The organism is Brachyspira sp. G79 (assembly GCF_002379365.1).
Lineage (GTDB): Bacteria > Spirochaetota > Brachyspiria > Brachyspirales > Brachyspiraceae > Brachyspira.
The window spans coordinates 279,303-295,540 of sequence record NZ_JQIU01000008.1 but is presented as its reverse complement, the minus strand read 5'-3'; the positions used below and the strand labels follow the sequence as shown (position 1 = coordinate 295,540).

Genomic DNA, 16,238 nt, shown 5'->3' with positions numbered 1-16,238 from the left:
TTTATTCTTTTTCTCCACAATTCTAAACCATACAGTAAACCCATATTTTTATATAAACTCATACATGGTTATAAAAAAATAAAAGTATGAAAATTATTATAAAATCATACTAATTATATTTTATATGTAAAATAAATTATTAAATACATACTTTTCATATATAAGTGCTGTTAGACGTATTTAATATATATTGTATAGTAGGTGTTTATGAAGCTAGGCAAAATAAGTTAGGTTATCAAAATTACAAAAAGAGGCTCTTTTATACTCTTATAAAAACTAAAAACACTATAAATTAAACAGTATAATTCCTTATTAATAGACTCTTTGAAATAAATATTATGTAAATTAAAAAATAAGAGGCAGTATTAACCGCCTCTTTTTTAACCTCGTATATTATATTTTATGGAATTATATTATCTATAATAGTAGTATCTCATTCTATATGTGTTTAATTGCTGTAATTGTTCATCTGTTAGAACATCAAGCATAGTAACATCTTTTTCTACTCTAAGATAGTCTATCTCTTTTTCTAAGTCTTTCTTTTGACTTATTAAATCTTTTACCAAATTCAAATCTATATCTATTTTTTCTCTTTCTAATTTGAATTTATAATCAATATTTCTTTTTTGATACTCTAAATCATTAATTTTTATTTCATATTCATAATTAATAGAGCTAATTTGATTAAGCTGTTCATCTGACAAATATATACCAGCATTTCTGCACATTCTATATATATCGCCTTTAGGTCCTCCTGCTCTAGGTCTTGGTGCTGCTTCTCTTCTTTCTCTTGGAGCTGGTTCATATCTTCTCCTATCACCAGCAGCAGGATCTGGAGGAGGTACTTGAGCAAAAGCCATAGATGAAATTAAAGCTATAATAAGTGTTGTTAATAATATTTTTGTTTTCATTGATTAATCTCCTACTTTTCAATTTATTATTTGATTGTTTCTATTTGTTTTATTAGACGATAAGAATAATAAAAAGTTCCTAAAAAAATAAAAAAATTATAATGCTATTGATAAAAAACGAATATTGTTATATAGTAATACTTTATAGCAATATTATTATAAAAGGTATTAATCATGGAAATTTACGATATTGAAATGATAAGAAATTTTTATTCAAACTATTCTAACAAAGTTAATAATGTAAAACAAAAATTAAACAGAGCATTAACATTATCAGAAAAAATATTATACGCTCACCTATATGATGAAAAAAGTATAAAAGATTTTAAAAGAGCAGAAGACTATGCTGATTTCAGACCAGACAGAGTGGCAATGCAGGACGCTACAGCCCAGATGGCATTACTTCAGTTTATGAATGCTGGAAAAACATCTTCTGCCGTACCTGCTACAATACACTGCGATCACTTAATAGAAGCCTGTAAAGGTGCTGAAGAAGATTTGAAAAATGCACTTAATATAAATAAAGAAGTTTATAATTTTTTAGAAAGCGTTGCAAAAAAATACGGACTTGGTTTTTGGGAAGCAGGTTCTGGTATAATACATCAAATAGTATTAGAAAATTACGCTTTTCCTGCAGGTATGATGATAGGTACAGACTCTCATACTCCTAATGCTGGAGGACTTGGAATGCTTGCTATAGGTGTGGGAGGAGCTGATGCTGTTGATGTTATGACTGGAATGGAATGGGAATTAAAAATACCTAATATAATAGGGGTAAGATTAACAGGTTCTCTAAATGGCTGGGCTAGTGCTAAAGATGTTATATTAAAATTGGCAGGAATTTTGACAGTAAAAGGAGGCACTAATTCTATTATAGAATATTTCGGTGAAGGTGCTTCTACCCTATCCGCTGCTGGAAAGGCCTCTATATGCAATATGGGTGCTGAAGTGGGAGCTACTACTTCAATATTTCCTTATGATAATAATATAAAAGAATATTTGATTGCTACAGGACGCGAAGAAGTTGCAAAACTTGCAGAAGAAAATATTGACAACTTAAAAGCTGATAAAGAAGTGTATGATAATCCAGAAAAATATTATGATAAAATAATAGAAATTAATTTATCCGAATTAGAACCATACTTAAACGGACCATTTACTCCAGATGCTGCATGCACTATAAGTGAGTTTGCAAAAAAAGTGGAAGAAAATAAATACCCTACTGCTATGGAAGTTGGTTTAATAGGTTCTTGTACAAATTCTTCCTATCATGATTTAAGTAAAGCTGCTTCAATAGCACGTCAAGTTATAGATAAAAAATTAAAAGTAAAATCAAAAATAATTATTAATCCCGGTTCTGAAGCGTCTTATAATGCAGCATTAAGAGACGGAATAATAGATGACTTCAAAAAAATTGGTGCTGTTATAATGACCAATGCATGCGGACCTTGCATAGGACAATGGAACAGACAAGAGAAAGACAATACAAGAGCAAACTCTATAGTAACATCTTTTAATAGAAACTTTGCTAAACGTGCTGACGGCAATCCTAATACTCATGCATTCGTTGCTTCTCCAGAAACTGTAATGGCTTTGAGTATAGCAGGAGATTTGAGATTTAATCCACTTAAAGATACTCTTACAAATGAAGAAGGAAAAGAAGTTAAACTCGATGCCCCTATAGGAATAGCTTTACCTAAAAACGGATTAAACACAGAAAATAAAAAAAGACAGAATAATCCAGACCCTAAAATTGAAATTGTAATAGACAAAGATTCTAAACGCTTACAATTATTAAAGCCTTTTGATAAATTCAATATTAATGATTTTAATAATATGCCTCTCTTAATAAAAGTTAAAGGTAAATGCACTACAGATCATATATCAATGGCTGGACCTTGGCTTAAATTTAGAGGACATTTAGAAAATATATCAGATAATATGTTAATGGGAGCTGTTAATTTCTTTAATGATAAAACAAACTCTGTATTTAATCAATTAAATAATAATTATGAAGAAGTTTCAAAAACAGCGAAAGAATACAAACAAAAAAATATATCATCTGTAGTAGTAGCAGAAGAAAATTACGGAGAAGGCTCAAGCAGAGAACATGCAGCAATGGAGCCTAGATTTTTGAATGTTAAGGCTGTACTTGCTAAAAGTTTTGCTAGGATACATGAAACAAACTTAAAAAAACAAGGTATGCTTGCCATAACTTTTAAAGATAAAGATGATTATAATAAAATACAGGAAAAAGACAAAATAACTATATTAGGACTTGATAATTTTAAGCCTAAACAAAACTTAACTGTTAAACTTATTCATGAAGACGGAAGCGAAGATACATTTGATGTTATGCATACATACAATGAAGCACAGATTGAATGGTTTAAAAACGGCGGGGCTTTGAACACTTTAATGAAAAATTAAGTTATAAAGTTAATTAAATATACGGCATATCTTAAATGTCAGTTTATAAAACATAGTAAGTTATTTATAGATTATAAAATTGACAAAGCAAAAATATTTTACTATAATTAGTAATATAAAAATTGGGGATCATTTTATGAAAAAAATAATTATAACGGCTTTAATATTAATCAGTATAATAAGCTGTAATTCTAAAAAAACTGATAATATAGAAGTAACTGCAAATACTAATGCCGTTAATACAAATAATAATGTAGAAACAAATACTAAATTAACTTTTGTAAATAATGCCAATACACTAGAAAGTAATACAAAAGAGTATGAAGGATATGCCACTAATATTTATTATAGTGCTTCATCAGTTGAAGAATATGCACAAGCTATTGAAGATTTTAATTTTATAAAAGATAAAGCCTCTTTAGATGAATGGCAGTCTAAATATGCAGATGAAACACCTATAACATTTGCTATTGATTATTATCCTACAGAAGAAAAAGCTATTGAATTAATATCTTATGGTGCTGATGTCAATCAAAAAGATTTTAGGGGGCTTACTCCTTTAATGAATGCCTCACTTAACGGATATGTAAAATTAGCTATAGAACTTATAAAGCATAATGCTGATGTTAATGCAAAAGATAATACATCTGCAGATTCTTTATTTTATGCTGTTAATGCTAATAATAGTTTAGAATTAGTTAAAGTTCTACTAAATTCTGGAGCAAATCCTAATATTGTTTATTCAGATCCTGAAGAAGGCAGTTTTACTATATTAGATAGAAGTTTATATTATAATAATTTTGAAATATTTAAAACACTTGTAGAAAATGGTGCTAATATAAACAAAGTTAATGATAGAGAAGAGCCTTTAATTGTTGATGCTATTAGACGCGAACGTTTTGATATAGTGAAATATTTAGTTGAAAAAGGCATTGATCCTACAATGAAATATACAGACTATAGAAATATACCATTTTCTTTATTAGTTGCTACAGTTAATAATAATGATACAAAAATAGCAGAATATTTAATAGAACAAGGTGCTGATGTAAATACTAAAGCTATTATTGATAATTATATGGAAAATGGTATGACTTCAAATTATAAAGATAATAGCAAAGAAGCTGTAAATTTAATATTTGCTGCTATTGAAAATGGAAATACATCACTCGTAAAACTTTTGATAGAGAAAGGAGCAGACACTACAGTTGTAAACAAAGAGAAAAAGACGGTATTTGATATAGCTAAAGAAAAAGGTTATGATGATATATTAGCTTTAGAAAAATAATAAAAATTAAAAAATCGAGTAGCTGATAACTGATGAAAGAAGTTATTAGCTCTTTATAAGCGAGATTTTTTAATATATAGATAAGAAAAAAGGCTATGATGATATATTAGCCTTAGAAAAATAATATAAATAAAAATTTAGCGGTTGTCAGCTTTTTTTTATTAACAACACATTTTTAATTGATTTGTTATATACGATATAGTGGTAATTAGTATTTTCTTTACTTTTATATTTAGTTGTGATATTATAATAAAAAATAATGATTAAGGGGGAATTAAATGAAAAAAGTAATTATAACAGCTTTAATATTAATCAGTATAATAAATATAATAAGCTGCGGTTCTGGTAAAAGTGAAAAAACAAATAATTCAGAAGTAAATAATGAAAATAAATTAAATAATAATAATGAAATCTATCAGGGATATGCTTCTAATGATATGTGGAGTACATATAAAACTACAATGTTAGAAGATGAAGAAAAATTATTTAATGAAATTGATTCTATAAAAGATAAAAAATCTTTTGATGAATGGCAGTCAAAAAATCCGAGTAAATCTTCTTTAGTATTTGCTATTGATAAATTTCCTACAGAAGAAAAGGCTATCGAATTAATATCTTATGGTGCTGATGTAAATATGAAAGATGATAATGATAATAGGACTCCTTTAAAATTAGCTTCAGAAAAGGGATATTTGAAACTTGTAAAAGAACTTATCAAGCAAGGTGCTGATGTTAATTTTAGAGAAGAATATCAAGCAAATATAGACGCTTTATATTCTGCAGTAGACTCTGAAAAAAATTATCATTTTGAAGTAGTAAAGGAATTATTAAATGCAGGAGCAGACACTGATATTATTTATGGTACTAAAGAAGAAAATGAAGATAATATATTATATCCTGCTATAAAAAGATGCGATTTAGAAAAGGTTAAACTTCTTACTGAACATGGAGCAGATATAAATTATTCAAATTTTGAGTATGGCCCTGTAATTGCTTATGCTATTTCTCAAGAATGCATTGATATAGTAAAATATTTAGTTTCTCAAGGTGTTGACCCTGCTATGACATATACCAATGGTTATTCATATTCAGGTAAAAGTTATTCATTACTTAATGCTGCAGTAGGGAATAAAAATACAGAAATAGCAGAATATTTAATAGAACAAGGTGCTGATATTAATACTAAAACTGATAGTGTTTCTGATTTACCTTTAATATTTGTTGCTCTTAGAGCTGAAAATATTGAACTTCTTAAACTTTTGATAGAGAAAGGTGCAGATACTTCTGTTGTTGATAAAGACGGAAAAACAATTTTTGATTTAGCTAAAGAACAAGGCTATGATGAGATTGCAGCTTTAGAAAAATAATATAAGCGAGCCTACTGAATTATATAGCAATAAATAATAAAGTGAGAAAAAGCCGACTCGATAAGTCATTATCGAGGGTCTCATAGGCTTTTTCGAGCATAGCAGCAATAAATAAAAAATCGAGCAGCTGATAACTTTAGTTGTCAGCTATATTGAAATTAGTATTTTATTTACTTTTATATTTAGTTGTGATATTATAATAAAAAATAATGATTAAGGAGTGTTTTATGAAAAAAATAATTATAATGGCTTTAATATTAATCAGTATAATAAGCTGTAATTCTAAAAAAACTGATAATACAGAAGTAACCACAAATACTAATGCCGTTAATACCAATAATACAGAAATATCTAATAATGATGAATATGTTGAATATAATAATACTGGAGAAATTAATACTGATACTGAAGTGCCAGAATGGGATTTGGAGGCTTTTAATGAGCTTAAAAATGTAAAAGATGCAGAGTCTCTAAAAAGCTGGGAAGAGAAACATGAAGAAAGAAGTTTAATAATGGCATTACAATACGGTGATAAAAAAATGGTTACAGAATTACTTTCTTACGGTGCTAATGTTGATCAGACTTATGTTGATAATGATAGTCCATTAAAAATAGCTTCTGCAAAGGGAGATTTAGAACTTGTAAAAGAGTTTATAAAAAGAGGGGCAAATGTTAATTTTAGAGGAGAAGGAAAGTTTGATGCTTTATTTTCAGCAGTAATGTCTACAAATGAAAATAGTTTAAAAATAATGAAAGAATTATTAGATGCAGGTGCTGAAGTAGATGTTGGGTATGGCTATGAAGAAATTACTCCTATATTATTTGAAGCAATTGGATATGTTGGAGAATCAAGATGTGATTTAGATAAATTTAAAATGCTTGCTGAATATGGAGCTGATATAAATTATGTTGATAATTATGGATATCCTTTAATTAATTATGCTGTTCAGTCAGGCTGTTTGGATATAGTAAAATATTTAGTTTCAAAAGGCATTGACCCTACTATGAAATATGAACTTGAAGAATACTATCCAAATGTAAATATTTCATTATTGGCTGGAACTCTTTATAATAGTGATACTTTAATGGCAGAGTATTTAATAGAGCAAGGTGCCGATGTAAATACTCCTACACCTTCAGAAGATGGTTATCCTTTACTGCTTCAGGCTATAGCCAATGGAAAAACCGAGCTTGTTAAACTTTTAATAGAGAATGGTGCAGACACTACGGTTGTAAACAAAGAGAAAAAGACTGTATTCGATATAGCTAGAGAAAAAGGCTATGATGATATATTAGAGTTAGAAAATAAATAAAAATCGAGCCGAAGCCAGCAAATAAATTTATTTATTTGCTGATTATAGGCGTAGGCGAGCATAACAACAATAAAAGGCTTTAGAAAAATAATAAATTATAATATAATAAAATTATGAGCGAAACAAAAAATATTAATGTATTAAATGATTATTTTGTGAGATATCTATTCTCATCTAAAGACAGTAACCTTATATTACTAGATTTTATTAATTCAATAATGCTTGATTCTGGTATGAAAACTTTTAGAAGTGTTGAGATTTTAACCCCATTTAATTATAAAGAAAATTTTGAAGACAAGGAAAGTATAGTTGATGTTAAATGCATTACTCAAAATGGAACTGTTGTTATTATAGAAATACAATTACAAGGCAATTCAAGATTTCCAGAACGCATACTATATTATTGGGCTTCTAATTACAGTAAATTATTAAAACATGGTGAAAAATATGATGCTCTTACCCCAGTAATAAGTATTAATTTACTTGATTTCAATTTAGATGACTCTGATAATATACATTCCTGCTATATGATTTATGATACCAATAATAAAAGACTTCTTACAGATCATTTGCAGATACATATAATAGAATTAAAAAAGTTTAAATATAATTTACTCAAGCCTGATTTGAATTGCTGGCTTAAATTTTTTACTATGAAAGATAATAAGGAGGCAATTATGTCTGAATTAGTTAAAGAAAAACCTATAATGGAAGAAGTACAAAAAAGATATAACAACTTCATCAAAGATAGGCTAATGATGAATGAATATGATAAAAGACAGGCATATCTATATGGAAATCAAATAATGCTTGAAGAAGAACGAAGATTAGGAAAAGAAGAAGGTATTAAAGAAGGTATTAAAGAAAACCAAATAACAACAGCAAGAAATATGAAAAATGATAAAATAGATTTTAATACTATTTCTAAATATACAGGATTAAGTGTAGAAGAAATAGAAAAATTGTGAAATTTTTATTAATAAAATAATCACTTGTTATCAACTAATAAAACTGGTTTATTGATAACAACAAAGCAATTAAAAGTAATAGGATTTTTATATGAGCAAATTAGAAATGAAAAACGGTAAATTAATAGTACCAAATCAAGTAACAATACCTTTTATAGAAGGAGACGGAGTAGGAGCAGAAATCACACCTGTTTCGCAAATGATAGTAAATGAAGCTGTAAAAAAAGCATATAATGGTGAAAAATCTATTGAATGGAAAGAAGTACTTGCAGGAGATAAGTCACAAAAAGAATTGGGAACTCCACTTCCTGATGACACTATAAATATTTTTAATGAATATCTTATAGGTATAAAAGGACCTTTAACTACTCCTGTTGGAGAAGGTATGCGTTCTTTAAATGTAACACTTAGACAGACTTTAGATTTATATGTATGCTTAAGACCTGTAAGATGGTTTAAAGGTACTTCTTCCCCTATAAAAGAGCCTAATAAAGTTAATATGGTAGTATTTAGAGAAAATACAGAAGATATATATGCTGGTATAGAATGGAAAACAGGCACAGAAGAAGCTAAGAAATTTTATAACTTCCTAAAAAATGAAATGGGAGTAACAAAGGTAAGATTTCCAGAAACTTCATCTTTCGGAGTAAAACCTGTATCAGAAGAAGGTTCTAAAAGACTTATACGCTCTGCCATAGAATACGCCATTGAAAACAAACTTCATTCTGTAACTTTAGTACATAAAGGAAATATAATGAAGTTTACTGAAGGCGGATTCAAAAAATACGGATACGAACTTGCAAGAAAAGAATTTTCTAATGAAACTTTCACTATGGAAGAATATGCTGAGATAAAAAAAGAGTTTGGAGAAGATAAAGCAAAAGCAAAATTAAAAGAAGCTAAAGAAAACGGAAAAATTATAATAAAAGATAATATTACTGATGCTTTTCTACAAAACACATTATTAAAACCTGAAGATTTTTCTGTAATAGCTACATTAAATTTAAACGGCGATTATATTTCAGACCAATTAGCAGCAATGGTTGGAGGAATTGGTATAGCACCGGGCGGAAATATTAATTATAAAACAGGTCATGCTATTTTTGAAGCAACTCATGGCACTGCACCTGATATAGCAGGAAAAAATAAAGCCAATCCTTGTTCATTGATACTTTCTTCTGTTATGGCATTAGAGTATCTTAATATGAATAAAGCTTCAGAGTTAATAATAAATGCATTAGAAAAATCTTTTGAGAACGGATATGCTACTGAAGATTTAGCTAGTTTTATGGATAATGGAGTATCACTTGGTACTAAAGAGTTTGGAGAAAAAATACTTTCTCTATTATAATTTATTTTTATATTAAAATAATTTTATTTAAAAATAAACATTATATTTTATAAACTAAAAATTAATAACAAAAGGAGTTTATTATGAAAAAAGAATACCTACTATACAAACTATACGACCATTCAAGCAAACGTATAAAAATTGATAGCGAACTTTTTCAAAAATATAATGTAAAAAAGGGGCTTAGAAATGAAGACGGTACTGGTGTGCTTGTAGGGCTTACAAATGTAGGCGATGTTGTAGGATATGATAAAGATGAAAATGGAAATGTATATCCTATAGATGGAAAACTATATTATAGAGGATACAGTATAAATGATATAGCTGAAGACATTTTAAAAAACAAACGTTTCGGTTATGAAGAAGTTTGTTATCTTCTTCTTTCTGGAAAACTTCCAGATGAGGAAAGACTTCAATCTTTTAGAGAACTCATAGCAGAAAATATGTATTTGGATAAAAAAACTATTATGAATATAATAGATTTGGAAGGGCAGAATATTATGAATATTTTATCAAGAAGTGTTCTTGAAATGTATATTCATGATCCTAATCCTGAAGATTTATCATTAGATAATTTAATGCTTCAGTCCATACAATTAATAGCAAGATTTCCAGCAGTTATTGCATATGCCTACAATATGTACAAATATAGTGTTGACCAAAAATACTTAAATATTACACTTCCTAAACCTAAATATTCTATAGCTGAAAACTTTTTATATATGCTTAAACAAGAGTTCACACCTTTAGAAGCTAGAATGCTTGATTTATTATTAATACTTCATGCAGATCATGGCGGCGGTAACAATTCTACATTCACAGTACGCGTTACAAGCTCGTCAAGAACTGATACATATTCAAGCATATCAGCTGGAATAGGCTCTCTTAAAGGAGATTTGCATGGCGGAGCTAATGCCAAAGTTATGGACATGTTTATTCATTTGAAAGATGCAATAGACAATTGGGAAGATATAAATGAAATAGATGATTATCTTACCAAAATGCTAAATAAAGAGGCATATGATAAAAGCGGTCTTATATACGGTATGGGACATGCTGTTTATACTTTATCAGACCCTAGAGCCGTTATATTAAAAGATTTGGCACGTCAGCTTGCCAAAGAAAAGAAAAAAGAATGCGAACTTCAATTTTTAGAATTAATAGAAGAAAGAGCTGTTGAATGTTTTATAAAAGTAAAAGGTGATAAAAAAAGAGTTTGTGCCAATGTAGACCTTTATTCTGGTTTCATATACGATATGCTAGGAATACCTAAAGAGATTTACACTCCATTATTTGCTATGTCAAGAATAGTAGGCTGGTGTGCCCATAGAATAGAAGAACTTAATTTTGATGATAGAAGAATAATAAGACCTGCATATAAAAATGTTATAGAGCCTCAAGAATTTATTACTATGGATAAAAGATAATTACTAAAATATATCTAACAAAAAATTTATAATAAGAAATTAAAAGGAGTTTTATTTTATATAGAGCTCCTTTTTTATTATCAAACAAGAATTATTAATCTGATTTATTATAAACTATTTATCTTGATTTAAATAATAAAAAAGAGACCTAAAATATTTAAGCCTCTTTATTAATAAACTTTTTATATAAATAATTAATTTTTAATTAAACATTATCTAATATAAGCCTTAAATCTTTTTTATCTATTATGATGTTAGCCTCTTTTTTGAGAACTTCTTTAGCACAGAAAGCTGCCCTACTTTTAGCATATTTAAACATACTCAAATCATTAGCCCCATCACCAACTACTAAAGTATCATCATAAGAGACATTAAGAAGTTTTTGAAGAGTTAAAAGCATATTTCCTTTGCTGTCAGAAAACATCATCTCTCCGCCTACTTTTCCTGTAAGTACATTGTCTTTTATATGAAATATATTTGCAAACTCAGCATCTAAATTAAGTTTTTGAGCAAATAAAACAGTAGCATTTTTAAAACCTCCAGAAAAGCATACACATTTATATCCTTTTTTATGAAGTTCATCAATAGTTTCTTTAGCCCCGTTCATCATAGGAAGAGAACTGCAAATTTCATTAACAGTTTCTAATTTTATCCCTTTAAGCAAAGATACTCTAATCTGAAGGCTTTCAAAGAAATCAATCTCGCCTCTCATTCCTTTTGCTGTAATATCAGAAATCTTATCTGTAAAATTTGTTTCTCTTGCAATAATATCTAAAGTTTCTCCGTCCATTAAAGTAGAATCAAAATCAAAAACTGCTAATTTCATTTTTATTTATCCTTATATTTTATAAAGTATACTCTGCTGCAAGTCTCACATATTTAGGCTCATGAACGCCTTCTATATTAGAAATTTTTGTTATAACATCATTTCCTATACTTCTATCAACGTTTATAGCCATTATAGACATATTGCTTCCTTTGATATTTTCTGATACACTCATTGAACCAATATTAATACCATCAGCTGAAAGCACAGTTGCAACTTTCGCTATCATGGCAGGCTGGTTTATATGAGGAACTACTAATATATGAGGCTGAGGCTTAATTATAACATCATAATCATTTAATTTAACTATTCTAGCAATGTTTTTTGCTATTAATGATACTGATACACTTGTTATATCTTTATCCGTAATTAATTTTACTTTGAGTATTCCAGTAAATGTAGAAGGAGCTTCTGATTTAACAGTTTTTACTTCAATTCCTCTTTGTTTAGCAAGATAAGGAGCATTAACATAGTTAACATCTTGGAACATATAAGATAATGCACCTTTTAGTATAGCTACTTCAAGAGGCTGAATATCCAAATCAATTAAATCTCCCTGAGCAGTTATTTCTAATGATTTTATTTTACCATTAGCAAGCTGCATTATCATTTCCCCTGCATTCTCTGCTATTTTCATGTAGTCTTTAACAGGTTCTAATTTCTCTGGATTAAGAGAAGGTATATTAACTGCTGATTCTGTATATCCTCCAGAAAGTACTTGTTTTATTTGTTTGGCAACGTCCAAAGCTACATTTATTTGAGCCTCTTTTGTACTTGCTCCAAGATGAGGAGTAAGTATTAAATTATTATTTTTGTACTGTGTCAAAGGACAAGTTTCTATTTTAGGTTCATTTACAAAAACGTCTACGGCTGCTGCTGCTATAATTCCATTTTCCAATGCATTTTTTAAATCTTCTTCATTAACAAGTCCGCCTCTTGAACAGTTAATAATTATAGCAGTATTTTTCATTTTACTAATATTGTCTTTATTTATTATATTATTAGTTTCTGGAGTTTTAGGTATATGAAGTGATAAATAATCAAGTTTTGGTAAAAAGTCATCTAAAGAAGTCTCATAAATAGCTCCAGACTTTTGTACAATCTCTTCAGTAGCAAAAGGATCATAAACTAATACTTTCATTCCGATAGCCAAAGCAATATGAACAACTTTTCTTCCTATTCTTCCAAAACCCATAACACCTAAAGTTTTACCGAAAAGCTCATTACCTGTAAACTTGTCTCTTTCCCATTTAGCTTCTTTAGTTGATACAGCTGCTGGTACTATATTTCTTGATACTGCAAGCATTAAAGCTATAGTATGTTCTGAGGCGGCTATTGTATTTCCATCTGGAGAGTTTACTACTATTATCCCCTTCTCTGTGGCAGCTTCTACATCGATATTATCTACTCCTACTCCAGCACGTCCTATAATCTTTAAATTTTTTCCAGCTTCTATAATTCTTTTTGTTACTTTAGTCTGACTTCTTACCATCAAAGCATCATACTCACCTATAATGCTTACAAGTTCATCTTCACTCATTGTAGGAAGAAATACAGCCTCAGAAACATCAGCTATTATATCCTTTACACATTCATTTACTTTATCAGTTATTAAAACCTTCATATATCATCTCCTATTGTTGTTATGCTCGCCTTCGCCTATAATTATCTGCCAAACAAGTTTGTCAGATGGCTTCGGCTCACTTTGTTGTTGTTATGCTCGCCTTCGCCTATAATTATCTGCCAAACAAGTTTGTCAGATGGCTTCGGCTCACTTTGTTGTTGTTATGCTCGCCTTCGCCTATAATTATCTGCCAAACAAGTTTGTCAGATGGCTTCGGCTCACTTTGTTGTTGTTATGCTCGCCTTCGCCTATAATTATCTGCCAAATAAGTTTGTCAGATGGCTTTGGCTCACTTTGTTGTTGTTATGCTCGCCTTCGCCTATAATTATCTGCCAAATAAGTTTGTCAGATGGCTTTGGCTCACTTTGTTGTTGTTATGCTCGCCAACCTGTAAAGGTGCCTAATCGGTTCGCTTTGTTGTTATGCTTGAAAAAGACTATAAGCTCCTCGATAAATTATTGAGGCGACTTTTTCTCACTGTTATTGTTATACTCAAAAAGCATATAAATCTATCGATTATAAATTATAGACTTACTAGCTTTTTTATTCTTACTAAAAAAATAAAATATTCTAATATAATGAAAACATTATATTAGAATATATAAAACAATCCAAAATATTTTTATTTATTTAATTCTTCTATTAATTTTTTAACTCCGCTTCCTAATTCAAACTTATAACCAAGTTTAACCAAACTAGCCTCCAAAGCACCAACTGCCATTATCAAATCACGTTCACATACATATCCCAAAGTACCTATTCTAAATATTTTATTTTCCAAAGCACCTTGTCCGTTTGCTACTATAATATCATAGTCTTCTTTCAAAGTTTTTCTTATATCTGGAACGCTTATACCTTCAGGAGGAAGTATTGAAGTTATAGCATAGCTTGCATTACTGTCATCTTCAACAAGTAGTTTTAATCCTATAGTTTTAACAGCAGCTCTTAAAGCAAGAGAAAACTTTTTATGTCTTTTATTAACATTTTCGATACCCTCTTCTTTTATCATTTTCAAAGCTGTATGAAGAGAAGATATTAAATTAACAGCAGGTGTAAAAGGAGTAGTATCCTTAGCTAAAGACTTTTTATGCTCCGCCCAATTAAAATAAAAGCTAGGATATTTACATTTTTCATACATTTTGAAAGCATCTTCGCTAGCTGTTAAAAAAGAAAGACCTGGGGCTATCATAAATCCCTTTTGAGAACCAGATATAGCTACATCAATATTCCATTCATCAGTTTTAAACTCCATAGCACATAAACTAGTTATGCCGTCAACAACAGATAAAGCACCATGTTTCTTTATTATAGAACATAATGTCTTAACATCATTAGCAGCACCTGTTGAAGTTTCGCTATGAGTAAGAGTTACTATTTTGATATCTTTATCTTTATTTAATACCTCTTCAAGCATTTCTGGTTTTATAACTTGACCAGCCTCAACTTCTATTTTGTTTACAATGGCTCCCCTGCTTGAAGCAATCTTAGCCCATCTGTTTCCAAAATTACCAATGGATAAACATAATACTTTATCACCTTCATTGATAAGATTTTCCAAAGCAGCACACATTGCACCTGTTCCGCTTGCTGTAAATAAAAATACATCGTTCTTTGTTTGGAACACATATTTTAAATCTTCATAAACTTCTTTAAGTATGTTTGAAAATTCTTTGCTTCTGTGTGCCATAGGGTGTTTTCCCATTTCTACTAATGCTGATTCAGGTACTGGTGTAGGACCTGGTATCATCAAAAAAGTTTTATCCTTCATCATAGTGAAACTTCTCCTTAAAGTTAAAAATACATTATTATGGTATAAAGAATATTTATAACATTATAGTATATATATTTTTTTTTACAATACTATATCTAGTAATATTTTTATAAAAATTATTTTTTATATAAATTTTATATTATTTACAAAACTAATACAAAAAATAATTGTTTTTTATCAGACATTTTTTATATTTAAGCTATCAATATAATATATGATAAAGGATAAATAAATGAAAAAAATATTAATTTTTATGCTTATATTAATATTTAGCATATCATGTAATAACGCTAGTAAAACAGGCTCAAGCTATAATAATTCATCAAATAATAATACAGGGCAAGAAAGCAATGAGGAAGGAAATAACAGCAGTACAGAACAAGGCGGAAATACTACTGTAGAAGATGATAATACAGATAATACTATTAAAACTGATAATGACTGGAAAAATAAACTCGCAAATAGAAGAATTCAAAATGCAAATATAAAATATGAATTTGATAAAGATAGTAATATATATGTTAATCAGGAAACAGAAATAAGGTGGACATTTGTAAAATATTTAGGAAACAATAAAGGACTATATTCTGAGAAAGCAGATCCAAGTGATATAGTAAGTTTTAATAATCCTTCAGGAACAACAACAACTATATATTCTATTTTAACTATAGAAGAACCAAATGATAATGTTTACTTACTCAAGGGTACAAAATATGAGAATTGGAAAAGAGAATATCTTTTGAAAGTAGGAGAATTTGAAGCAACATATGGTAATGAAGAAGATTTGGCTGATTGGTCTAAATATCCTCATATGACAGAAAATGATTTGGATACTACTAAAAAAGGTGATAATTTAGGATATTTAAATCCTGTAAAATAAATTGTTAATTAAAAAATAAAAAGGTATTAGCTTATTTTAAAGTTAATACCTTTTTTATATGCTTTTTCATTTCTTAATAATC

12 protein-coding genes are annotated in these 16,238 nt (G+C 28.8%); 8 read left to right on the top strand and 4 right to left on the bottom strand.

Annotation, left to right across the window (positions count from 1 at the left end):
* Positions 1-413: 413 nt before the first annotated feature.
* Positions 414-911: a hypothetical protein gene (locus tag KQ44_RS02980; protein WP_096736180.1), complete on the bottom strand. Its 498-nt coding sequence runs from the start codon at positions 909-911 to the stop codon at positions 414-416.
* Between the two features lie 174 nt (positions 912-1,085).
* Here KQ44_RS02980 and KQ44_RS02975 point away from each other — a divergent pair, with 174 nt between their 5' ends.
* The 7 genes from KQ44_RS02975 (at position 1,086) to KQ44_RS02945 (ending at position 11,055) form a co-directional block, all read left to right on the top strand.
* Complete coding sequence (locus KQ44_RS02975) at positions 1,086-3,341, top strand: aconitate hydratase (RefSeq protein ID WP_096736179.1); 2,256 nt, start codon at positions 1,086-1,088, stop codon at positions 3,339-3,341.
* Between the two features lie 136 nt (positions 3,342-3,477).
* On the top strand, positions 3,478-4,629 hold the full coding sequence (locus KQ44_RS02970) for an ankyrin repeat domain-containing protein (RefSeq protein WP_096736178.1): 1,152 nt from the start codon (positions 3,478-3,480) through the stop codon (positions 4,627-4,629).
* A gap of 278 nt (positions 4,630-4,907) precedes the next feature.
* A complete protein-coding gene (locus KQ44_RS02965; protein ID WP_096736177.1) occupies positions 4,908-5,996 on the top strand; it encodes an ankyrin repeat domain-containing protein in 1,089 nt (362 codons plus the stop codon).
* 227 nt (positions 5,997-6,223) lie between these two features.
* On the top strand, positions 6,224-7,309 hold the full coding sequence (locus tag KQ44_RS02960; RefSeq protein WP_096736176.1) for an ankyrin repeat domain-containing protein: 1,086 nt from the start codon (positions 6,224-6,226) through the stop codon (positions 7,307-7,309).
* 113 nt (positions 7,310-7,422) lie between these two features.
* Positions 7,423-8,277 carry an Rpn family recombination-promoting nuclease/putative transposase gene (locus tag KQ44_RS02955; protein ID WP_096736175.1) on the top strand — a complete coding sequence of 285 codons (855 nt, stop codon included), beginning with the start codon at positions 7,423-7,425 and terminating at the stop codon, positions 8,275-8,277.
* A gap of 91 nt (positions 8,278-8,368) precedes the next feature.
* Positions 8,369-9,628 carry an NADP-dependent isocitrate dehydrogenase gene (gene icd / locus KQ44_RS02950; protein ID WP_096736174.1) on the top strand — a complete coding sequence of 420 codons (1,260 nt, stop codon included), beginning with the start codon at positions 8,369-8,371 and terminating at the stop codon, positions 9,626-9,628.
* A gap of 83 nt (positions 9,629-9,711) precedes the next feature.
* Complete coding sequence (locus KQ44_RS02945) at positions 9,712-11,055, top strand: citrate/2-methylcitrate synthase (protein WP_096736173.1); 1,344 nt, start codon at positions 9,712-9,714, stop codon at positions 11,053-11,055.
* Between the two features lie 205 nt (positions 11,056-11,260).
* Here the strand turns inward: KQ44_RS02945 and serB are convergent, their stop codons facing one another.
* The 3 genes from serB to KQ44_RS02930 form a co-directional block, all read right to left on the bottom strand.
* Entirely contained in the window at positions 11,261-11,881 is a 621-nt protein-coding gene (serB, locus tag KQ44_RS02940) for a phosphoserine phosphatase SerB (protein WP_096736172.1), read from the bottom strand.
* A 19-nt stretch (positions 11,882-11,900) separates the two neighbouring features.
* Positions 11,901-13,505, bottom strand: coding sequence for a phosphoglycerate dehydrogenase (gene serA / locus KQ44_RS02935; protein ID WP_096736171.1), 1,605 nt, complete (start codon positions 13,503-13,505; stop codon positions 11,901-11,903).
* A 622-nt stretch (positions 13,506-14,127) separates the two neighbouring features.
* On the bottom strand, positions 14,128-15,273 hold the full coding sequence (locus KQ44_RS02930; RefSeq protein WP_096737776.1) for an alanine--glyoxylate aminotransferase family protein: 1,146 nt from the start codon (positions 15,271-15,273) through the stop codon (positions 14,128-14,130).
* A gap of 235 nt (positions 15,274-15,508) precedes the next feature.
* Here KQ44_RS02930 and KQ44_RS02925 point away from each other — a divergent pair, with 235 nt between their 5' ends.
* Positions 15,509-16,156 carry a hypothetical protein gene (locus tag KQ44_RS02925; protein WP_096736170.1) on the top strand — a complete coding sequence of 216 codons (648 nt, stop codon included), beginning with the start codon at positions 15,509-15,511 and terminating at the stop codon, positions 16,154-16,156.
* The last annotated feature ends 82 nt before the right edge of the window (positions 16,157-16,238 follow it).